At 72.9% G+C, this 20,069-nt stretch carries 19 protein-coding genes; 8 read left to right on the top strand and 11 right to left on the bottom strand.

Features of this window, described 5'->3' with window-relative positions:
* Positions 1-90: 90 nt before the first annotated feature.
* Positions 91-2,682 carry an ATP-dependent Clp protease ATP-binding subunit gene (locus LPA41_RS29365; RefSeq protein WP_229074143.1) on the bottom strand — a complete coding sequence of 864 codons (2,592 nt, stop codon included), beginning with the start codon at positions 2,680-2,682 and terminating at the stop codon, positions 91-93.
* 340 nt (positions 2,683-3,022) lie between these two features.
* Between LPA41_RS29365 and LPA41_RS29360 the strand changes: the two genes are divergently transcribed.
* The 5 genes from LPA41_RS29360 to LPA41_RS29340 all read left to right on the top strand — a co-directional run bounded on the left by LPA41_RS29360 (position 3,023) and on the right by LPA41_RS29340 (position 8,303).
* Positions 3,023-3,412: a hypothetical protein gene (locus LPA41_RS29360; protein WP_229074148.1), complete on the top strand. Its 390-nt coding sequence runs from the start codon at positions 3,023-3,025 to the stop codon at positions 3,410-3,412.
* 281 nt (positions 3,413-3,693) lie between these two features.
* A complete protein-coding gene (locus LPA41_RS29355; RefSeq protein ID WP_229074142.1) occupies positions 3,694-3,954 on the top strand; it encodes a hypothetical protein in 261 nt (86 codons plus the stop codon).
* A gap of 4 nt (positions 3,955-3,958) precedes the next feature.
* Entirely contained in the window at positions 3,959-4,864 is a 906-nt protein-coding gene (locus LPA41_RS29350; RefSeq protein ID WP_229074141.1) for a hypothetical protein, read from the top strand.
* A 14-nt stretch (positions 4,865-4,878) separates the two neighbouring features.
* A complete protein-coding gene (locus tag LPA41_RS29345; protein ID WP_229074140.1) occupies positions 4,879-7,593 on the top strand; it encodes an FtsK/SpoIIIE domain-containing protein in 2,715 nt (904 codons plus the stop codon).
* Positions 7,590-8,303 carry a hypothetical protein gene (locus LPA41_RS29340; protein ID WP_229074139.1) on the top strand — a complete coding sequence of 238 codons (714 nt, stop codon included), beginning with the start codon at positions 7,590-7,592 and terminating at the stop codon, positions 8,301-8,303. Before LPA41_RS29345 ends, LPA41_RS29340 begins: the two co-directional genes overlap by 4 nt.
* Positions 8,304-8,372: 69 nt before the next feature.
* On the opposite strand, the gene LPA41_RS29335 is transcribed toward LPA41_RS29340, so the two are convergent.
* From LPA41_RS29335 to LPA41_RS29325, 3 genes are read right to left on the bottom strand one after another with little or no spacing between them, the layout of a single operon-like run.
* A complete protein-coding gene (locus LPA41_RS29335; protein WP_229074138.1) occupies positions 8,373-8,573 on the bottom strand; it encodes a hypothetical protein in 201 nt (66 codons plus the stop codon).
* Positions 8,570-9,808 (bottom strand): cupin domain-containing protein, encoded by a 1,239-nt coding sequence (locus LPA41_RS29330; RefSeq protein WP_229074137.1) that lies wholly within the window; start codon positions 9,806-9,808, stop codon positions 8,570-8,572. The genes LPA41_RS29335 and LPA41_RS29330 overlap by 4 nt, the downstream gene beginning before the upstream one ends.
* Positions 9,808-10,044, bottom strand: coding sequence for a BatC protein (locus LPA41_RS29325; RefSeq protein WP_374238222.1), 237 nt, complete (start codon positions 10,042-10,044; stop codon positions 9,808-9,810). Before LPA41_RS29325 ends, LPA41_RS29330 begins: the two co-directional genes overlap by 1 nt.
* 111 nt (positions 10,045-10,155) lie before the next feature.
* On the opposite strand from LPA41_RS29325, the gene LPA41_RS29320 reads away from it, so the two are divergent.
* The gene (locus LPA41_RS29320) at positions 10,156-10,944 is read left to right on the top strand and encodes a DUF72 domain-containing protein (RefSeq protein WP_229074135.1); all 789 of its coding nucleotides are present in this window, start codon (positions 10,156-10,158) and stop codon (positions 10,942-10,944) included.
* Here the strand turns inward: LPA41_RS29320 and LPA41_RS29315 are convergent.
* The 4 genes from LPA41_RS29315 to LPA41_RS29300 all read right to left on the bottom strand — a co-directional run bounded on the left by LPA41_RS29315 (position 10,901) and on the right by LPA41_RS29300 (position 13,749).
* A complete protein-coding gene (locus LPA41_RS29315; protein ID WP_229074134.1) occupies positions 10,901-11,794 on the bottom strand; it encodes a DUF72 domain-containing protein in 894 nt (297 codons plus the stop codon). The genes LPA41_RS29320 and LPA41_RS29315 overlap by 44 nt on opposite strands.
* 55 nt (positions 11,795-11,849) lie before the next feature.
* Positions 11,850-12,272 carry a TraR/DksA C4-type zinc finger protein gene (locus tag LPA41_RS29310; protein ID WP_229074133.1) on the bottom strand — a complete coding sequence of 141 codons (423 nt, stop codon included), beginning with the start codon at positions 12,270-12,272 and terminating at the stop codon, positions 11,850-11,852.
* 198 nt (positions 12,273-12,470) lie between these two features.
* Positions 12,471-13,100 carry a uridine kinase gene (locus LPA41_RS29305; RefSeq protein WP_229074132.1) on the bottom strand — a complete coding sequence of 210 codons (630 nt, stop codon included), beginning with the start codon at positions 13,098-13,100 and terminating at the stop codon, positions 12,471-12,473.
* Positions 13,101-13,293: 193 nt separating this feature from the next.
* Positions 13,294-13,749: a winged helix-turn-helix domain-containing protein gene (locus LPA41_RS29300; RefSeq protein WP_229074147.1), complete on the bottom strand. Its 456-nt coding sequence runs from the start codon at positions 13,747-13,749 to the stop codon at positions 13,294-13,296.
* Positions 13,750-14,063: 314 nt separating this feature from the next.
* On the opposite strand from LPA41_RS29300, the gene LPA41_RS29295 reads away from it, so the two are divergent.
* Complete coding sequence (locus tag LPA41_RS29295; protein ID WP_229074131.1) at positions 14,064-14,462, top strand: ankyrin repeat domain-containing protein; 399 nt, start codon at positions 14,064-14,066, stop codon at positions 14,460-14,462.
* Here LPA41_RS29295 and secA2 read toward each other — a convergent pair.
* Genes secA2 through LPA41_RS29280 form a run of 3 tightly spaced genes read right to left on the bottom strand, consistent with a single transcriptional unit; the run spans position 14,446 to position 18,862 of the window.
* The gene (secA2, locus tag LPA41_RS29290; protein ID WP_229074130.1) at positions 14,446-16,737 is read right to left on the bottom strand and encodes an accessory Sec system translocase SecA2; all 2,292 of its coding nucleotides are present in this window, start codon (positions 16,735-16,737) and stop codon (positions 14,446-14,448) included. The genes LPA41_RS29295 and secA2 overlap by 17 nt on opposite strands.
* Before the next feature lie 57 nt (positions 16,738-16,794).
* Entirely contained in the window at positions 16,795-17,892 is a 1,098-nt protein-coding gene (locus LPA41_RS29285; RefSeq protein ID WP_229074129.1) for a zinc-binding alcohol dehydrogenase, read from the bottom strand.
* Positions 17,885-18,862 carry a Gfo/Idh/MocA family protein gene (locus tag LPA41_RS29280; protein ID WP_306469693.1) on the bottom strand — a complete coding sequence of 326 codons (978 nt, stop codon included), beginning with the start codon at positions 18,860-18,862 and terminating at the stop codon, positions 17,885-17,887. Before LPA41_RS29280 ends, LPA41_RS29285 begins: the two co-directional genes overlap by 8 nt.
* 189 nt (positions 18,863-19,051) lie before the next feature.
* Here LPA41_RS29280 and LPA41_RS29275 point away from each other — a divergent pair, with 189 nt between their 5' ends.
* Positions 19,052-20,065, top strand: a complete 1,014-nt coding sequence (locus LPA41_RS29275; protein ID WP_229074127.1) for a glucosyl-3-phosphoglycerate synthase — start codon at positions 19,052-19,054, stop codon at positions 20,063-20,065.
* Positions 20,066-20,069: the final 4 nt, after the last annotated feature.

Genomic DNA, 20,069 nt, shown 5'->3' with positions numbered 1-20,069 from the left:
TCGACCTGGCCGACCTGGCCGACGAGCAGTGGGTCGCCGGTGCCGGCGACGGCTGCTTCGCCGACTGTTTCGCCGCGTCCGGGGTGGGACCTAGCGAGCGCCCACCGACGACTCCACCTCAAAGGTGAGCTGGTCGTCCGCCACGTCGACCCGGACCTTGCGGCCCGGCGCCAGGTCGGCCGCCAGCAGCATCTTGGACAGCCGGTTGTCCAGCTCCCGCTGGATCGTCCGGCGCAGCGGCCGGGCGCCGAACTCGGGCTGGAAACCACGGTCCGCGAGCCAGTCGACGGCCGCGTCACTGATCTCCATCCGGACGTCCTGCGCGTGCAGCCGGCGCCGCGTCTCGTCGAGCATCATCTCGGTGATCCGGTGCAGCTGCTGGGTCTCCAGCTGCCGGAAGATGATGATCTCGTCGATCCGGTTGATGAACTCGGGCCGCAGCGATTCCTTGAGCCGCCGGTCGAGGCGGTCGCGGAGCTCCTCGTCGGCCGAGCGCCCGTTGTCCGCCGCGCCGAAGCCGACGCTGCGGGTGGAGCCGGTGATCAGGTCCGAACCGAGGTTCGAGGTCATGATCAGGACGGTGTTCTTGAAGCTGACCGTCCGGCCCTGGCTGTCGGTGAGCCGGCCGTCGTCGAGCACCTGGAGCAGGATGTTGAAGACGTCCGGGTGGGCCTTCTCGATCTCGTCGAGCAGCACCACACTGTACGGCCGGCGCCGCACCGCCTCGGTCAGCTGTCCGGCCTCGCCGTAACCGACGTAGCCGGGAGGGGCACCGACCAGCCGCGACACGGTGTGCCGCTCCTGGAACTCGCTCATGTCCAGGCGGATCATCTTGTCCGAGTCGCCGAACAGCGCCTCGGCCAGCGAACGCGCCAGCTCGGTCTTGCCGACACCGGTCGGGCCGAGGAAGAGGAAGCTGCCCACCGGGCGGTCCTCGTCGCCCAGACCGGCCCGCGAGCGGCGGACCGCCTCGGCGACCGCCTCGACGGCGTCGTCCTGGCCGATGACGTGCTCGTGCAGGTGCTGCTCCAGGCGGAGCAGGCGGTCCCGCTCGGCCTCGGTGAGCTGCGCGACGGGTACGCCGGTCGAGCGCGACACCACCTCGGCGATGTCGTCCTGGGTCACCTGCGGAATCCCGTCCGGCCCGACACCCGCGTCGGCGATCTGCTGCTTCAGCGTGTTGATCTCGTCGCGAAGCTCGGAGGCGCGCTCGTACTTCTCGGCCGCCACCGCCTGGTCCCGGTCCCGGGTCAGCTCCTCGAGGCGGCGCTCCCGCTCCCGCAGGCCGGCGTCCGGGGTCTTCACCCGCAACCGGACCCGCGCGCCGGCCTGGTCGATCAGGTCGATCGCCTTGTCCGGCAGGAACCGGTCGGTGATGTAGCGGTCGGAGAGCACCGCGGCGGCGTCCAGCGCCTCGTCGGTGATCCGGACCTGGTGGTGCGCCTCGTAGTTGTCCCGCAGCCCGCGCAGGATAGCCACGGTGTCCTCGACCGTCGGCTCCCCCACCAGCACCGGCTGGAAGCGGCGGGCCAGGGCGGCGTCCTTCTCGATGTGCTTGCGGTACTCGTCGAGGGTGGTCGCGCCGATGACGCGCAGCTTGCCCCGGGCCAGGGCCGGCTTGAGCATGTTGCTGGCGTCCATGCCGCCGCCCTCGCCGCCACCACCGGCGCCGACCAGGGTGTGAATCTCGTCGAGGAAGACGATCAGGTCGTCACCGGACGCCTGGATCTCCTCGATCACCTTGCGCAGGCGCTCCTCGAAGTCGCCCCGGTAGCGGGTGCCGGCGACCAGGCCGGCCAGGTCGAGCTGGATGACCCGCTTGTCCTGCAGGGTGAGCGGGACGTCGCCGTCCACGATCCGCTGGGCCAGGCCCTCGACGATCGCGGTCTTGCCGACGCCGGCCTCACCGATCAGGACCGGGTTGTTCTTGGTACGCCGGGACAGGATCTCGACGGCCTGCTCGATCTCGTCGGCACGCCCGACCACCGGGTCGATCTCGCCGCGCCGCGCGGTCTCGGTCAGGTCGACGCCGAACTGCTCCAGCGTCGGGGTGTTCGGGTTGCTCTCGTGCGGGCGGTGGTGGTGCCCGCCGCCGGAGCCGGCGGAGGCCTCCGGGTGCGGGATGTTCCGCGGGTCGAGCCGGCCGGCGAGCAGGCGCCCGGCCGCGGAGTCGGTGTTCAGGCCGAGCGCCATCAGGATGTGCTCGGGCCCGATGTAGGAGGCACCCACGGCCCGGGAGATCTGCAGGCTGTCCAGCAGCGCGCGCTTGGCGGCCGGGGTCAGCGCGACCTGCTCCGGGGTTTCGCGGGTCGAGGCGCTCATGTCGGCCCGGCGGTTCGCGGCCGCGGTCCGCGCGTGCTCGCTGTCCGCCAGCGCGTCGAGCTCGGCCAGCAGCGCGGCCGGGTCGGTGCCGGCGCGGCGGACGGTCTGCTTCATCGGCTCCTGCTGGAGCACGGCCCAGAGCAGGTGGTCGGTGTCCAGGTCGGCGAGCGCCCGCTCACCGTCTGACTGCTCGGCAGCCCGGCGCGCGGCGTCGGCGAGCACCTGCCGGGCGTCGTTGCTCATGTATCGCGCGATGTCGAAACGCTGCGCCGGCCGGTGCGGTCCGGCCGCACCGAAGAAGCGCGCGAACAGGTCGTCCCACTGGCCGGACCCCGCGGGTCCGAACGGTCCGATGCTCATCAGGTCTCTCTTCTCCGTCACATCGCTCAAGCGGATGTCGGCCTCTCGGCGTCGCATCCGGGCAACCAACTCACGTTGCCGGGCAGCACAGCGCTCACAGGGGCCTCAGGATTCCCGTTCCAGCAAAAAAGTTGACTGGAGTACGCTCAACTTCATGGCCGTACCGTTCGCGTCGCCCGAACCCGCGCCCGCTGAGCCCGTGTCCCTGGTCCCAGCGTTCCAGGAGCCGGGCGCTCCGGCGCCCATATCGCCGTCTTCTGCTGATCCGCTGCCGCCGGTCGGCGCTGATCCGCTGTCGCCGCCCGCCGCCGATCCGCTGTCGCCGCCCGCCGCCGATCCGCTGTCGCCGACCGGCGTTGATCCGCTCGTCGTCGTGGACGGCGCCAACGTGGTCGGCTCGGTGCCGGACGGCTGGTGGCGCGACCGGGCCGGCGCCGCGATCCGACTGCGCGACAACCTCGCCGGCGTGCCGGCGGCCGGCCTGCCCGACGTGGCGGCGCCGGTGGACGTGGTCCTGGTCGTCGAAGGCCGGGCCCGTGACATCCCGCAGGCGCCCGGCGGCGTCCGGGTCGAGCGGGCGGCGGGTTCCGGCGACGACACGATCGTCGACCTGGTCCGCGCCGCGGCCGGTTCCCGGCGCATCGTGGTGGTCACCGCCGACCGGGGCCTGCGCGCGCGGGTGAGCGCGCTGGGCGCCGAGGTCCGCGGCCCGTCCGCGGTCCCCCGCTGAGCCGCCGCGGGCGGGCGGCGTGCGGAGGTGGCGGGACCCGGGCAGACTCGGGCGGGTGGATCTTTCCACTCGGGGACGACCGGCCCCGAGTGGCGGACCGGGCCGTCATGATCCACAATGGACAGGGCGATCACCAGGGCGGATCGCCTCGTTCGCGTCGCGTCCACACCGGCCCTGGATAACACCGGGCTCTGCCAAATCCGGGTTACCGAGGACGGCCGGGCGACAACCGGGCGGTAGGCTGAAAAAGCAAGCAGAGTTACCTACAGGAGGGCCAACGGGTGGCCAGTGTCGCCGAGTTGAGAGCTGCCGTGGATGCCGCGCTTGCGCAGGTCACCGAGGGTCAGGCGGCTATTCAGGCGGCTCGTGAGAAGATCGGCGAGGCGCAGCAGAGCCTCGCGGCGGCCCTCGACGGCAGCGCCAGCGACGCGGTGGGCGCGGCGCACGCGTCCCTGTCGCAGGCGGACCAGCAGCTGGAGGAGTGCTTCGGCGCTACGCAGGTGGCGGTCGAGCAGGCACAGACCTACACGGCGCAGCTCTGACGCGATGTCGCTGCTCCAGGAACTCGGCGCCCAGCTCCGGGCCACGTCCGACGAGTTGCCCAGCGGCCTCGTCACGGCGGCGATGGAGCGGCTGCGCAATGCCACCGAGATTCTGAACTGGGTTCGCGAGCAGTCCGTCGACGAGATGGGCGTACCCGTGCTGGGAAATGCCACCGAGCACGCGGAGCGCGCGGCAGCGGCCCTGCGTGCCGCGCAGGACGCGATCGAGACCTACCTGGCCACGCTCGGGCTGGCCGGCACCCCGGGCGCCGCGCCGCGGCAGGAGTGGCGGGCCGCCCTCAAGCACGACGAGACCCGCCAGGCCGAGCGCGCCGAGCAGCCGGAGCAGGCCGAGGCGCTGGCGCCGTGGTGGCAGCAGCGCGTGGCCGAGCTGACCGGCGAGCCGGCACCGGAGAAGCAGCCGCCGGAGAAGACCGGCACCGCCGAGCTGCTGCGGCGGGTGGTGGCGGGGGTCCGGGCCGGCGACCGCGCCCGGCTCGGGCGCGAGTTGCACGCGGTGACCGCCTCGACCGGGCTGGGCCTGTCCGCGGTGACGACCCCGGTGCTGCACCGGCTCGCCGGTGACCTGCTCGGCCACGAGCCGCGCCCGGAGGACGTGCCCCGGCTGCGGTCCGCCGCCCAGGCCCGGGTGCGGGCGCTACTGCCGGGCACCTCGCCGGCCGTGCTGGAGACGCTCATCGCCCGGATCTGCCGGGTCCCGGTCCAGCAGCAGCAGAGCGACGAACGGTCCGCCGATCACCCGGCGGACAACGCGGTGACCGCCAGCGTCCTGACCGGCGTGCTCCTGGCCCGCCTCGGCCGCGACGCCGGCTCGCTGAACCCGGACGCACCCGAGCCGGTACACCGAGGTGCCGACGCCCGGGAGGGCAACGATGAGCGAACCGGCTGATAAAACGGTAGGAAATGGCTGAATCCACCAAACAGCGGGTCATGGAGATCCGGGCCGGGCTGTCCCACGCGCTCGGAGCGGCACAGACCGCGCTGGAACGCGCGCAGCAGTCCGCCGTCGCCGCCGACGAGCGGCTGCGCCGGGTGGCCGCCGCGGCCGGCGCCCGGCGGCGGAAACTGGCGGCGGCCCGCGACGAGCGGATCGGCGAGATCGACGCGTGGCACGACACCGAGCTGGCGGCGCTGGCCGGCGCGGCGGCCGCGGCGGCGGACCGGTCGGCGCCCGGCGCGGCGGGTGAACCCTGGCACAGCTGGGAGCCGACACCGCTGCCGAAAGTGGCCGAGCTGCGGATCGGCCGGCTGCTGCTGCCCGAGGCGCCGGTGCCGCACCCGGAGCGCAGCGGCCCGTGGACGACCGCGCCCGGCACCCCGCCGAAACCGGTGGCCGAGGATCCGCCCGAGGTCCCGGCGCTGGTGCCGCTGCTCGACCACGGGCACATCGTGGTGGACGGCGACGACCGGCTCGCCGACGAGCTTGTCGCGGGCCTGCTGCTGCGCGCGCTCGGCACCAGCGCGCCCGGCTCGGTGCAGATCATCGGGTACGACCCGGAGCACCTCGGCGGCGGGCTCGCCGGGTTCGCGCCGCTGGCCACGGCCGGGGTGCTCACCTTCGCCGGCCCCAGCGAGCTGCCCGCGCTCCTGGAGGGCCTGGTCGGTCACGTCCGGCGGATCAACGAGAAGGTGCTCGCCGGGGAGTATTCCTCGCTGCGGGAGCTGCACGCGGCCACCAAGCGGCGGCCCGAGCCGTGGCGGGTGGCGGTGCTGCTCGGCGCGCCCGAACTGTCCCGGCACGAGCGCTCCCAGCTGGACCGGTTGCTGCGCACCGGCGCGGCGTGCGGGGTGCACCTGGTGATCCGCGGGCTGGCCGTCGAGCCCGGCCCGGGGATCGAGTTCGTGCACGCGGCGGCGGGCGACGGGACGCGGGTGGCCGGCTCCGGCGACCTGCCGGTACGCCTGGATCCCGGTCCCTGGCCGGAACTGGTGACCGCGACCTGCCGGCAGATCGCCGGTACCGTCGCGGCCGGTCCCGCCCCGGTGGCGCTGGACAGCCTGCTGCCGGAGGCGGGCGACGAATGGCAGGAGACCTCGGCGTCCGCGCTGACCGCGCCGCTCGGTGACAGCCCGCAGGGCGCCCCGGTGTCGGTGACGCTGAGCGACTACCCGCCGCACGCCCTGATCGCCGGGCCGTCCGGCACCGGCAAGACCAACTTCATCTACGCCTGGCTGGGGGCGCTCGCCGCCCGCTACTCCCCCGGTGAGCTCGCCTTCTACCTGCTCGACTTCAAGGAGGGTGTGTCGTTCGCCCGGTTCGCGCCGGGCCGGCGGGACCCGAGCTGGCTGCCGCACGTGCGGCTGGTCGGCGTCAACGTCAACACCGACCGGGAGTTCGGCCTGGCCCTGCTGAGGTTCCTCGGCACCGAGCTGCGGCGGCGGGCCGACGCGGCCAAACAGTACGAGGTGACGAACCTGGCCGAGCTGCGCGCCGAGGACCCGGACGGCTCGTGGCCACGGATCGTCGCGGTCGTCGACGAGTTCCAGGTGCTGCTCTCCGGCCGCGACGCGGTCGCCGCCGAAGCCGTCGACCTGCTGGAGGACCTGGCCCGGCGCGGCCGATCACAGGGCATCCACCTGGTGCTGGCCAGCCAGGACGTCTCCGGCATCGAGGCGCTCTGGGGCCGGCCCGCGCTCGTCGCCCAGTTCTCGCTGCGGATCGCGCTGCCCCGGGCCCGGCGGGTGCTGGCCGAGCAGAACAACGCCGCCGACACGCTGCCCCGCTACCACGCGGTCGTCAACGCGGACTCCGGCGCCACCGAGGCCAACCAGGTGGTGCGGGTGCCGGCGGCCGGCGACCGGGACCAGTGGAGCGCCCTGCAGCACCGGCTCTGGCGCAAACGGCCGGCCGAGCTGGGGCCGCCGCGGTTGTTCGACGGCGACGTCATCCCGCGACTGGCGGAGAGCCCGGACTTCCGCGGGCTGCAACCGTCCGAGTCGCCGGCGGCGCCGATGGCCCTGCTCGGCGAGACCATCGACGTGACGGCACGCTCCGCGCGTACGCTGCTGCGCCGCGCCCCGGGCCGCAACCTGGCCGTGCTCGGCACCCGGGTGGAGGAGGCCTGCGCGGTGCTCGCCACCGCAGGCCGGTCATTGGCCACGCAGTTCACCCCGGAGGGCGCCCGCTTCTCGGTGGTCTGCCTCGACCAGGACGCCCGGGTCGCCGCCGAGGCGCTGCACGCCCGGATACCGGAGTGCGGGTGGTACGACTCGGAGAACGTCGACTGGCTGCTGGAGGACGCCGCCGCCGAGGCGACCGCCGCGTGGCCCGCCGACCGGCCGCACTTCATCATGATCTACGCGGCGGACGCGCTGCCCGGTGGCCGGGCCGCCGCCGACCAGCTGCGCACGGTGCTGCGTCAGGGCCCGGAACGGCGGCTGCACGTGCTGGGCTGGTGGCGCGGCGCCTCGCTGCTGCGGGACACGCTCGGCGGCCAGGCCTCCCGGACCGACCCGATCGGCGCCTGGGTCGCCCTCGACGTGCACGGCAGCGAACTCGCGCCGTACTACCCGGGCACCGGCGCGCCGAACTGGTACCCCCGGCCCTGGCGAGCCCTGCACTTCGACCGCTCGGTGCATCGCGGCGCCGAGGTGATCATCCCTTACGGAACCTCATGAGCGAGCTGCAGCCGTCCGACTTCGAGCGGGCCGACTACCGTACCGTCCTGCGCCGGTTGACCACCCTTGACCAGCGCGCCGCCGCCCTGCGTGTGGAGGCGGCGCGGTGGTACGCCGAGCGGGCCGCCACCGCCGACGAGACGGTCCGGGCCGCCGAGGAGGAGGTACGGGACGCGCGGCTCGACGTCCGCCGGGCCCAGCGCGCGCTGGAGAGCGTCGACGCCCGCGCCGCCGGCCTGTGGTCGGAGTTCGTGCACCGGGTCGGCCCGGCGGCCGAGCGGTTCGGCCGCACCCTGCCGCCGGCCAGCATCCCGCGCCAGCGCACCGAGCGGGACGCCCAGGACTATCTGGACGAGGTCGAGACCCGGGTGAAGTACACGCCGAAGGCGCGCCCGCTGACCTTCGGCACCCAGATCCTGTTCGGCATCCTCGGGTTCGCCGGCGGCCTGCTCGGGGTGCTCGGCAACGTGCTGCTGCGGCAGACCGGCGAGGCGGCCGGCGGTGACTGGCAGCAGGCCGCGCCGGTGGTGGCGCTGCTGGTCCTGCTGGCCTGCCCGGTCCTCGCCGTGGTCACCGCGAAACTGGTGGCCGACCGGCGCGGGGTGGGCCTGGACACGGCGGCCGTCGCCACGGTCCTCACCACCGGCCTGATCACGGCGGGCCTGCTGTTCACGGCGGTCCAGTTCGCTCAGACCGCCGGAACAGGCTGACCCGTCCCGGCCTTTCCGGCCCGCGCCCGGGGCGGGCTGAGCCGGTGCAGGCCGGGCCGGGGCGGGGTTTCAGTCGGGTGGGCCGAGCGGGGCGCCCTGCGACGCCTGGCTCTCCGGCGTGGCGGTGCCCCGGTTGTCGGGGTCGTCGAAGGAGAGGTCACCGCCGGGGTCGGCGGCGGCACCCGCCCGCGGGTGCGCGGGCTCCTGCGGTTCGTCGCCGGGCAGTCCGGAGTCGGCGATGCTGCTGAGGTCGTCGTTGGGATCAGTCATGCCGGGTCGATACCCGCGGATCGGCCGTCGATTCCCTCGGCCGGCACGACGATCGCCTCGGTGAGCAGGCGCCGGGCCAGGACCAGGCGATCCTCGGGATCGTTCAGCGGAAGTTCATCCACGGTGTGCGGCTCGCCGTCCAGGGCCAGCCGCACGGCCGGCACGCAATAGCCGGGGAACCGCACCGCGCGGCCACCGGCCCGCAGCTCACCGTCCGCGGTCCACCACCGGCGCAGCCCGGGACGGGCGACGATCCGGTCGCTGCCGCGCAACGCCGCCGCGAAGTCGAGCTGGGCCAGCGGGCTGATCGGCGCGGGCCGGGTGTCCGGCCGGGTGCGTTCCCGCAGGCGCGCGGCGACGGCGGCCGGGTCGGCGGTGCTGAGCCAGTCCCGCAGGGCGGCGACGGTGGCGGCCAGTTCGGGTTCCAGCGCGTCCGGGTCGGTGACGTCCAGGCCGTACGGCAGGGTGGCGCGCAGTCGCGGGTCGTTGGCGGCGAGGGTCAGGAGTTCCTCGACGAGGGTGTGGCGGGTCGGTCCCCGTACCCCGATGGTCAGGTGCAGGGAGCGCTCGCCGTGCGCCCGCGCCGAGTGCAGCCAGCCGCGCGGCAGGTAGAGGGCGTCGCCCGGCTCCAGGACCACGTCGAGCGCCGGCACACCCTGCGCGGTGGCGGCGACCTCGTCGGCCCGGCCGCCCCACGCCTGCTTCTCCAGCGGGTCCGGCAGCACCGGCGGGTGCACGCACCACTGCTTGGTGCCGTCCACCTGCAGGACGAAGACGTCGTGGGTGTCGTAGTGGGTGCTGAAGCCCTGGCTGGCCGGCGGCGTGAGGTACGCGTTCACCTGCAGCGGGCGGTTCAGCTCGGCGCCCAGCTCGCCGGCGAAGCCGATCAGCGGCGGCCAGAGCCGGTGCAGGCCCTGCAGGACCAGGGTGGCGCCCTCGGCGTAGAGGCGCATGACGTCCTCGTCGCGGACCTGGTCGGCGACCTCCGCACCGGCGCCGCCACCGCCGGCGAACCGGTTCGCCGGCAGCACCTTGCCCTGGTCGGCGACCCGCAGGAACGGGGTCCGCAACCCTCGCCGGCTGAGCAGCTCGTCGATGTCGGCCGGGGAGAGCAACCCGGTGAAACCACCCGGGCCGCCGAGATCGGCGGCCCGGGTCAGGCGGGGTTCGCGGCCCCAGACGGTGCCGGCGAACGCGGCCGGGTCCAGCGCGACGACGCGGGACAGAGCCGTCATCAGGTGGCGCTGCCGTCGGCACCACCGTCGTGGCCGCCGGGGTTCGCGCCGCCGTCCGCGGGCCCTTCGCCCGAGGCGCCGCCGTCGGCACCGCCGTCGACGGCGTTCGGGTTCGCGCCGCCGTCCGCCGGGCCCTCCGACGCGCCACCGTCGGCGCCGCCGTCCCGGCCCACCGGGTTCGCGCCACCGTCGGCCGGGCCCTCGCCCGCCGTGCCGTCCGGGTCGGAGCTGATGATCTCTTGATCGCTGAGTGCCACAGGTTTCCCCTTTGTGCGCCGAATGCCAGGTCGACCGCTTACCCGCGATGATCACGTCTAATCGGCCGGGACGCCGGGTATCCGGGCGGCATGCTCTGGATCGGAACCTCGGGCTGGCAGTACCGGGACTGGCGGCCGGCGGCCGGCGGCGACGAGACCGGCCACCTCTACCCGGCCGGCCTGCCGCAGCGGCTGTGGCTGGAGCACTACGCTGCCCGGTTCGACGTCGTCGAGGTCAACAACGCGTTCTACCGGCTGCCGGAGCGGGACACCTTCGCCCAGTGGCGGGACCGCACCCCGGGCGGCTTCCGGTTCGCGGTGAAGATGAGCCGGTACCTCACCCACGTGAAACGCCTGCGCGAGCCGGCCGAACCCGTCGCCCGGTTCCTCGGCCGGGCGGAGGCGCTCGGCGACAAGCTCGGACCGGTGCTGCTCCAACTCCCGCCCACCCTCAAGGCCGACCTGGACGCGCTGGACGAGACGCTGCGGCAGTTCCCGCCCGGTGTCCGGGTGGCGGTGGAGCCGCGGCACCCGACCTGGTTCACCGGGGAGTGCCGGGACCTGCTCGGCAGTCACGACGCGGCGCTGTGCTGGGCGGACCGGCGCGGCCGGCCGGTCACGCCGCTGTGGCAGACGGCCGGCTGGGTCTACCTGCGTCTGCACGAGGGCGGCGCGAAACCCTGGCCGCGGTACGGGCGGCAGGCGTTGCGGTCGTGGCTCGGGCGGTTACCCGTACCCCAGGAGGGCTTCGTCTTCTTCAACAACGACCCCGGTGGCGCCGCGGTGGTCGACGCGGGCGTGCTCGCCCGGCAGGCCGCCCGCGCCGGCCGGGAGGTCAGCCGGGTCCCGGCGGTACGGCAGCGTCACCGAGAAGATTGATGAGAGTCGTCGCATTGCGCTGCGCGTAATCGGCGCAGCAGTTGTTCAGAAGAACATGAGTGACATCTGTCTCAGCGGCCAGCGCGCGCAGTTTCGGGGCCCATTCGGCTAGCTCGGCGTCGGAATAGCGATAACCGAACTTCTCGTAAATGTCCTTGCTGGTCCACTTGTCGCTGTGGCCGTGGAATCGCACCACGGCCAGATCCGCGGTGGCGGCCAGCACCGGCGGCACCGACGACCGGTGGCCCTGCGGCATGTCGACACTGACGAACGCCAGCCGGTGCTCGCGCAGGAAACCCAGCGTCTCCGCCGCGTTGCCGCCGTCGAACCAGCTCGCGTTGCGGAACTCGAAGACCGGCCGCAACGGCTTGCAACGGGCCGCCACCTCGAGCAGGAACTCCTTGTTGGACCGCTTGATGCCGAACCACGGCGGGAACTGGAAGAGCAGCGCCCCCAGCTTGCCGGCGGCAGCGAGCGGGTCCAGGGCGGTCAGGAACCGGGTCCAGACCTCCTCGTACGCCTGCGGCGGCAGGTCGTGCGGGTAGACGTTCTTCTTCTCCGTGTCCGGCCGCAGATCCTTGTAGAGCGCCGACACCTTCGTCGGATGGCCGGTCAGCAGACTGAACGCCTTGATGTTGAAGGTGAAGCCGTCCGGCGTCCGGTCCGCCCACAGCCTCGTGGTGTTCTCGTTCGGCGGGCCGTAGTACGTCGAGTCCACCTCGACCACCGGGAAGTTCTTCGCGTAGTACGCGAGCCGGCCCTCGGCGGTGTCCGCGTCCGGCGGGTACCACCCCGACGCCAGCAAGGTCTTGTCGGTCCACGAGGCGGTGCCGACCCGGATGACTCCCATGCCACTTACCTACCCCGTGGGCCCGCGCGTCGCACGGGCCCACGGGAGGCGAATCTCAGCTCGCCCGGCGCTCGCGCACCGACTTGCAGTTCACACACGACGTCGCCGACGGGAAGACCTCGAGCCGCTCCACCGGGATCGGGTTCGAGCAGCCCTCACAGTTGCCGTACGTGCCGTCGTCGAGCCGCTGCATCGCGTGCTCGGCCTGGGTCCGCCGGTCCAGCAGGGTACGGATCAGCGAGGTCGCCGCGTCCCGCTCCGCCGTCTTGGACCCACTGTCCGCCTGGTCGTCACCGGCGGCGTCGCCGATCTCGACCAGACGCAGTCGTTGGTTCTGCGCGACGGCTTCTTCGTACTCCGCATTGAGTTCGTCGAACCGGCTGCGCAGGATCACGCGGATCTGCTCGATCTCTTCGGTCGAACGCGACTTGACCGTGCCCGCACCCTTACCAGCAACAATCGCTCCGTTGACGAGCATGCAGTCCCCCTGCCTTCCCTCAGCCCCAGCCGGTGTGGCATCCGCCGGGGCAACCTCGCCCCGTCCACGGCTCGGTTGGAGCCGCCAGATACCCACCGCCGAAGATCCCAAACGGGACCCCCGCGAAAAAGTAACCGGAGCATAACTGTCAGTGGTTGAATCCGCCACGGACTCGGCAAGCGGGTCTTGTGCCGAGACTCACCGCGCGGTGACGACGGCCGGGCGCCGCGGGTCGTCGAGACGCACCACGACGTCGGCGAAGGACTCCGGGGAGACCTCGCCGGCGTACCTGTCGAACGCCGGCAAGGTCCACGCCTCGCCGGGCGCGGTGCGGCGGCGCAACGCGGCCGGCGAGACCGCAAGGTGGACGGAGAAGTCGAACGGCAGGCCCGAACCGAGCAGCAGCGGGCCGCTGACCAGCACGATCGCACCCGGGGGCAGCTCCTGATAGGGCTCCCGGGCAGCGCGGTCACGGCCGGCGTCCCAGAGCCGGGTCACCACCCGGCCGGATCCGCCCGGACCGGCCGGGACCAGCACTTCCCTGGTCAACCCGGCCTCGTCGAACCAGCCGGCGTAGAACGAGTCCGGATTGGTCCGCCCGAACTCCAGGCGCAGCGACGCGGGGCGCAGGAAGTCCGCGGTGTCGACGCGCACGGCGGGCCGGCCGCGGACCCGCAGCGGGCCGACGAGGGCGTCGGCGAGACGCCCGGGGTCGGCCGCCGGCGGGCCATCCACGGCCACCCGGATCCGACTGTCGGATTCCCGACTTGTCAGGCGATCGGCGAGATCCTCCACAAGCACTTCGAAAGAGACGGGGACGACACGCATCCGCCAATGATCCGCCGCGCGGCGGGACGGGCGCACGGCGCCCGGCCGCACGAGGCCGCGTGAAGGGCGCGGGCAGGCCGCACGGCCGCGTGAACGGCGTGGTAGGCCGCATGGCCGCGTGAACGGCGTGGTAGGCCGCGTGAAGGGCGCGGCGGCGCCGGTGGGCGGGATGGGCGAACGGCGTGCGCCTCCGTCAGTCGTGCGGCATGATCGTCACGCGGGCGTCGTCGGCCAGGCGGTAGCCCACCCCGTAGACCGTGGTGATCGCCGGGATGCCGGCGCCGAGCTTGAGCCGCAGGCGCCGCACGTGCACGTCCACCGTGCGCTCACCGGCCCGCTCGTAGCCCCAGACCGCCGCGAGCAGCTGGGCCCGGGAGAACACCCGGCGCGGGCGCTCGGCGAGGTAGAGCAACAGGTCGAACTCGAGCCTGGTGAGCGGCAGCGCCACCCCGTCGAGCAGGGCCTGCCGGGAACCGGTGAGCAGCCGCACCTCGGGCCCCGCCACCGCGGGTGTCTCGGCCGGTTCGGGCGCGGCCGCCTCCACGGTCACCGTGCCCCGGCTCAGCTCGACCAGCTCACGGACCGCGCTGAGCAGCCGGTGCGCCTGCGGCGAGACGGTGTCGCCGGTGAGCGGAATGGCCAACGTCACGGTCAGCGCCGGTTCGGCGGGGCGGCGGCCGGACCCCCGGCCCGGCCCGGCGGAACGGCGATCGGCACGCGGCGACAATGCGCTGCCCGGCATTTATTCATCCCCCAGAATTTGCTGCGGCAAGCGAATACGAGTGATCACTGTGCGTAAAGCGGGGACGATATTTCCGGGCCGCCTGTACGCGGGTCAAGTCGCCAACCACAGTGTGGGAAAGCTGTTCCACATTGTTCTTCGTCACAGAAACGCATTTTGCGAACGCTTTCTGTCAGCCTCATTAAAGATTGCCGAACGGCATGCACGGGTACGCACACCACGTGGCTGAGCTTGACGAAGAGACCCTGGCGTTCGCGCATCGCATGTTCGACCTGGCACGAAGCGGGGATCCGGAACTGACAGCACAGGTCGCGGCGGGCCTGCCGGCGAACCTGACCAACGACAAGGGCGACACCCTGCTGATCCTGGCGGCGTACCACAACCACCCGGGCACGGTGACGGAGCTGCTGCGGCTCGGCGCCGACCCGGACCGGTTCAACGACCGGGGGCAGACGGCGCTCGCCGCGGCCGTCTTCCGGCAGAACCGGGACACGGTGGAGTCGCTGCTGGCCGCCGGCGCGGATCCCCACGCCGGACGGCCCTCAGCGGTCGAGACGGCGGCCTTCTTCGACCTGCCGGAGATGGCCGCGCTGCTGTCGGAGGTCAGCCGCCCGACGTGAGGCGGCGGCCGACGGCCGCGATCAGCCGGTCCAGCTCGGAACCGAACGGGTTGTCGTGGACCAGGTAGGTCCATGTCGCGCTGGGCCGGACGATCTCGGCGCGGTCGGGCTGCCAGCCGTCGCTGAGGTCGACCTCCTCGAAGGTCTCGATGGTCCGCGCCTCGACCTGGGTGAGCAACTCCTGGAACGCCGGCACCGCTGACCGGTGGAACTCGTCGAGCGGGTCCAGCTTGCCCAGAGCCCGCAGGTGCACGCCCTCGCGGACCTCGGAGAGGTAGGCCAGGTGCTCCGCCCAGAGCCGGTCCAGGTGGTAGAGCGCGATCGCCCGGGCCGAGTCGGAGAGCACGTCCTCGTCGGTCTCCTTGGCCTTCTCCGCCGACTTCTCCAGCAGCATGATCGCGGCGACCTCGGAGGTGAGCAGCCGCTCCCGGCGCTCGGCCAGCAGCAGGCGCTGCTGCTCGATCACCTGGCTGTACCGCCAGGTGTTGCGGTGGATCTCGTAGTTGACGCCCTCGGCGACCCGCTGGGCGTGCTCGACCGCGTAGTCCACCTGCGGGTCGTGCACCACGCCGTCCATGTCCATCCGCGGCGAGGCCGGCAGGATGTCACCGGCGTGCCGGGTGACCAGCTCGTCCTCGAGGCTGACGAAGAAGACCGAGGCGCCCGGGTCGCCCTGCCGGCCGGCCCGGCCACGGAGCTGGTCGTCGACCCGGCGGCTGTCGTGCCGGCCGGAACCGATCACGTAGAGGCCGCCGAGCTCGACCACCCGGTCGCGGTCGGCCTCGTCGCTGCCGCCGAGCCGGATGTCGACGCCGCGGCCGGCCATCTGGGTGGAGACGGTGACCGCGCCGAGCGCGCCCGCCTCCGCGATGATCGCGGCCTCCTCGGCGTCGTTCTTCGCGTTCAGCACGCTGGACGGCACACCGGCGTCGGCGAGCTGCTGCGCCAGCCGCTCGGAGGCCTTCACGTCCAGGGTGCCGATCAGCACCGGCCGGCCCTTCTCGTGGGCCAGCTTGATCTCCTCGACCAGGGCCTCGTCGCGCATGTCGTGCGCCGAGTAGATCCGGTCCGGGTCGTCCTCACGGATGTTCGGCGTGTTCGGCGGGATGACCGCCACTTCGAGCTTGAAGTACTCCCGGAGCTGCTCGCCGACGTGCACGGCGGTCGCCGTCATGCCGCAGACGGTCTTGTAGAGCGCGATGAACGCCTGCACGGTGATGGTGTCCAGCACCTCGCCCTCGGCGGTCGCGGACAGACCCTCCTTGGCCTCCACGGCCGCCTGCAGGCCGTCCGGCCAGCGGCGCCGCTGGGCGACCCGGCCGCGCATCTCGTCGATCAGCTCTACGGTGCCGTTGCGGACGATGTAGTCGACGTCGCGGCGCAGCAGGGCGTGCGCGTGCAGCGCCACGTTCAGGGCGGAGAGGTGGGCGACCTGCTCGTCGGCGTAGAGGTCGATGCCGCCGAGCTCCTCCTCCAGGTGCTTGAGGCCGTCGTCGGTGAAGGCGACGCTGCGGCCGTCCTCGGCCACCTCGTAGTGCTTGCCCTTGCGCAGGCCGCGGACCAGGGCGGCGGACTCGTGCACCGGGTTGCTCTCGGTGGCGGTGCTGCCGGCCAGCACCATGGGCACCCGGGCCTCGTCGATCAGGATCGAGTCGGCCTCGTCGACGATGGCCGTCGCCAGGTCCCGCTGCACCCGGTCGGCCACGTCGGTGACCAGCTGGTCGCGCAGGTAGTCGAAGCCGGCCTCGCTCACCGAGACGTAGGTGACGTCGGACAGGTAGGCCTCGCGGCGCTCCTCCGGCGTCATCGACTCGGTCACCCAGCCCACGGTCAGGCCGAGGAGCGTGTAGATCGGCTCCATCCAGGTGGCGTCGCGCTTGGCGAGATAGTCGTTGACGGTGAGCACGTGCACCGGGCCGTTCCCGAGGCGGGTGTGCCCGTACGCCGCGAGGGTCGCGGTGAGCGTCTTGCCCTCACCGGTGGCCATCTCGGCGACGCCGCCGTCGAGCAGGGCCATGGTGCCGAGGAGCTGGACGTCGTACGGCCGCTGGCCGATCGCGCGGCGGGCGGCCTCCCGGCCGATCGCGCAGAGTTCGGCGTAGTCGCTCGCCTCGCGCGCCGCCTCGGTCAGCGCCGCGTCGTCCAGCTCCTTCAGAGCGTCCTCGCGCGCCTCGATCGCAGCGAGCCGGCGCGACAGTGGCCCGAGGTCCACTGTCGTGCCCGGACGCTGCAGAAACTTACGGAAACGGTTCTTGAACCGCTGCGACACACCCATGGCGCGCAACGGTACTTCATTTCCGCCCTTCTCAGGCGCCGGACCTCCGGCAGGCCGTCAGAAGGAGAGCACCACCTGCAACTCCTGTCGCCGGCGTGCGGCCAGGTCGTCGAGGACCGCGGGGCCCTCGTCGAACGGCACTACCGCCGTCACCAGGTGCTTGCGGATCGCCTCGCCGTCGGCGCGCAGCAGGTCCAGGGTCGCCGCGGAGAGCCGTTCCCGGTCCCAGGAGTGCGCGAGCCCGCGCGGCACCCGGCCGATCTGGGCGCAGCGTACCCCCAGGCCGTTGTGGTGGAACTCCTCGCCGAGCCGGACCTCGTCCGCGCCGCCCGGGTAGAAGGCCAGGTCGATCACCGTGCCCTGCGGCCGGAGCAGGCGCAGCCCCAGGTGCAGCGCGGCGGCCTGGCCCCGGCACTGGAAGACCACGTCGGCGCCGCGGTCGCCGTCGGCGTGCCGCCACCGGGTCTTCAGCGTGACCGCCGGGTCGTCGGCGTCCGGGCCGCTGTCCAGCGTCTCCAGGCCGAGGGCGGCGGCCACCGCGCGGCGCTGCGGTGTCGGGTCGAGCACCACCACCGAGGCGGCGCCGTACATCCGGGCGAACAGGGCGGTGAGCAGGCCGACCACGCCGGCGCCGACGACCGCGACCCGGGCGCCGAGCACACCGTCGGCGAGCGAGCGCACCGCCGGGCCGAACCGGTCGGCGGCCGCGTGCAGCAGGCCGTTGGCGCAGATCGGGCCCATGTGCGCGGCGTAGACGCCGAGCACCGGGTCCAGGTCGTCCGGCAGGACCACCACCCGCTCGCGCAGCGGGTGCCCGGTCCAGCCCGTGCGGTGGCCGTAGGTCATCGCGACCACGGTGCCGTCCGGGAACGCCGGGGTGCGGCTCTGCTCGATCCGCGCCACCTCCATGTAGCCCAGCCGGTTCACCGGGTAGGCCTGCTCCGGCGGGGCGCCGAACAGCCCGAGCGCCGCGTCGAAACCGGCGTGCAGGGCCGGGTTGGTGCCCTTCAGGAAGGTCAGCTCGGTGCCCGCTGAGATGCCGCTGAACAGCGTGCGGGCCCGGAAGCCGCCCTCGGGCACCGGCTCGGCGTCCACCTCGGCGATCTCCAGGCGGCCCGGCCCGGCGACGATCAGGTTGCGATCCTTCTCAGGCACGCGCGGCCTCCGCACGACGCAGGCTGACCGGGCGGCCGGCGGCTGCCGAGTCGGCCACGGCGAGAGCGACCTCATGGGTACGGACGGCTTCCGCGTACGGCACCCGGATGTCGTCCTGCTCGCCCCGCACCGCCGCGACGAACGCCCGGTCGACCGCGACGTGCGCGCTGACCGGGTCGCAGGTGATCACCTCGGTGTCGTCGCCGGTCCGGATCGCCAGCTCGGTCTCGGTCAGCGCCAGGGCCAGGCCGTCGGCGTAGATCTCCAGTCCGGCCCGCTGCTTCCAGCCGAGCACGCAGGTGGCGGCCAGGGTGCCGACCGCGCCGCCGGCGAACCGCAGCACCGCGGTGGTGGCGCCGTCGATGTCGGCGCCGGGGGCGTCCGGGGGTGTCCCGTTGCCGTAGGCGAACACCTCGTCCACCTCGCCGCCGAGGTGCCGGGCCAGGTCGAGCACGTGTGCGGCCTGCTCGACGACCGGGCCGCCGGACCGGTCCAGCCGGGGCCACCAGCCGACCGGCGGCACCTTGTCCAGCCAGGCGCCGGAGATCAGCCGGATCGGGCGGCCGTCGAGGATCTCGCGGGCCCGCTCGACGATCGGCAGGTATCGCCAATGGTGACCAACAGCAGTAGTCAGGTCACGCTGGGCCACGAGGTCGGCGATTTCATAGGCGACGCTCCGATTGATTGATATGGGCTTTTCCACAAACATCGGCAGCCCGGCCGCGATCACCGCCCGCTCCGCCTCCCCGTGCGCGAACGGCGGCACGCAGACGTAGACGGCGTCGGGTCCGGAGTCGATCAGGTCCGCCACGGTCGCGTACACCTGCGCCCCGTGCTGCCCGGCGAGCTTCCCGGCGGCCTCTGCCACCACATCTGTTACTCCGCTGACCTGCACATCCGGCAGATCCGACAGGACCCGGGCATGCCGTGCCGCCACGCCGCCCGCGCCGATCAGACCGATTCGTGTCATCGTCAAGTGCTCCCCGCCGTTGTCCGCCGTCAGTTGCGGACCGATCTGTATCCCACGGCCCGGATCCCAAACTCTCCACACGGGAGCGCACGAGCTCGCATTCGATCTGTAACCATCCGGAAAGATTGATAAAGCCGCGTTGTGGGAAAGGTGCGCCAGCCGGAAGATCGCGAACTTGGGGGAACGCTGATGTGGCATTCGCACGAGACCGCCTCACCGATCGTCGAGGCGTGGACGACGTACCGGACGGGACGAGCGACGCAGTGGACGCCCGAACAACTGGCCGCGGCCAAGGGCCGGACCGGGGTGAGTGTGGTCATCCCAGCCCGTAACGAGCAGGCCACGATCGGCGCGATCGTGGACACGATCCGCCGTGAGCTGGTCGAACAGATCCCGCTGGTGGACGAGATCGTGGTCGTCGACTCGCGGTCCACCGACGACACCGCGGAGGTCGCCCGCCGGGCCGGCGCCCGGGTCGTCAGCCAGGACCGGCTGACCCGCGGGCTGCCCCGGATGGAGGGCAAGGGCGACGCGCTCTGGGTGGGCCTGGCCGCCAGCACCGGCGACGTCGTCGCGTTCGTCGACGGCGACCTGCACGAGTTCTCCGCCCACTTCGTCACCGGGCTGCTCGGCCCGCTGCTGACCGACCCGACGGTGGAGTTCGTCAAGGGCTTCTACCACCGGCCGCTGATCGGCGCGGTGAACGTGGAGACCGACGGTGGCGGCCGCGTCACCGAACTGGCCGCCCGGCCGCTGCTCAACCTCTTCTTCCCCGAGCTGGCCGGCTTCGTGCAGCCGCTCGCCGGTGAGTACGCGGGCCGCCGCAGCACCCTGGAGCGGATCCCGTTCGTCTCCGGATACGGCGTCGAGGTCGGCATGCTGATCGACCTGATCGACCTCGTCGGCCTGGACGCGCTCGCCCAGGTGGACCTCGGCGAGCGCAAGCACCGCCACCAGGGCACCGAGGCCCTCGGCCGGATGGCGTCGCAGATCATGGTGACGGCCTGGTCCCGGATGCACCGGCGCGGCCTGGTCGTCGAGCCGACCCCGCCGTCCACACTGCTCACCCAGTTCCGGCGGGGCGGCGACGACGCGCTGCCCAACCTGGACCGGCAGATCGCGGTCACCGACACCGCGGTCACCGAACGCCCGCCGCTCGTCTCGCTCGACCCGGCCGCGCTGGACCGGGTGGTGGCCGCGTGAAGGT

This window comes from Actinoplanes sp. DH11, assembly GCF_020873875.1.
Classification (GTDB): Bacteria; Actinomycetota; Actinomycetes; order Mycobacteriales; family Micromonosporaceae; genus Actinoplanes.
This window is presented reverse-complemented; position numbering and strand designations above follow the sequence as displayed.

Excerpts from the sequence above, each read along its gene's own strand:
- LPA41_RS29365 (WP_229074143.1), bottom strand. The coding sequence starts at position 2,682 with ATGAGCATCGGACCGTTCGGACCCGCGGGGTCCGGCCAGTGGGACGAC.
- LPA41_RS29350 (WP_229074141.1), top strand. The coding sequence starts at position 3,959 with ATGTCGCTGCTCCAGGAACTCGGCGCCCAGCTCCGGGCCACGTCCGAC.
- LPA41_RS29345 (WP_229074140.1), top strand. The coding sequence starts at position 4,879 with ATGGCTGAATCCACCAAACAGCGGGTCATGGAGATCCGGGCCGGGCTG.
- LPA41_RS29340 (WP_229074139.1), top strand. The coding sequence starts at position 7,590 with ATGAGCGAGCTGCAGCCGTCCGACTTCGAGCGGGCCGACTACCGTACC.
- LPA41_RS29335 (WP_229074138.1), bottom strand. The coding sequence starts at position 8,573 with ATGACTGATCCCAACGACGACCTCAGCAGCATCGCCGACTCCGGACTG.
- LPA41_RS29330 (WP_229074137.1), bottom strand. The coding sequence starts at position 9,808 with ATGACGGCTCTGTCCCGCGTCGTCGCGCTGGACCCGGCCGCGTTCGCC.
- LPA41_RS29320 (WP_229074135.1), top strand. The coding sequence starts at position 10,156 with ATGCTCTGGATCGGAACCTCGGGCTGGCAGTACCGGGACTGGCGGCCG.
- LPA41_RS29315 (WP_229074134.1), bottom strand. The coding sequence starts at position 11,794 with ATGGGAGTCATCCGGGTCGGCACCGCCTCGTGGACCGACAAGACCTTG.
- LPA41_RS29310 (WP_229074133.1), bottom strand. The coding sequence starts at position 12,272 with ATGCTCGTCAACGGAGCGATTGTTGCTGGTAAGGGTGCGGGCACGGTC.
- LPA41_RS29305 (WP_229074132.1), bottom strand. The coding sequence starts at position 13,100 with ATGCGTGTCGTCCCCGTCTCTTTCGAAGTGCTTGTGGAGGATCTCGCC.
- secA2 (WP_229074130.1), bottom strand. The coding sequence starts at position 16,737 with ATGGGTGTGTCGCAGCGGTTCAAGAACCGTTTCCGTAAGTTTCTGCAG.
- LPA41_RS29280 (WP_306469693.1), bottom strand. The coding sequence starts at position 18,862 with ATGACACGAATCGGTCTGATCGGCGCGGGCGGCGTGGCGGCACGGCAT.
- LPA41_RS29275 (WP_229074127.1), top strand. The coding sequence starts at position 19,052 with ATGTGGCATTCGCACGAGACCGCCTCACCGATCGTCGAGGCGTGGACG.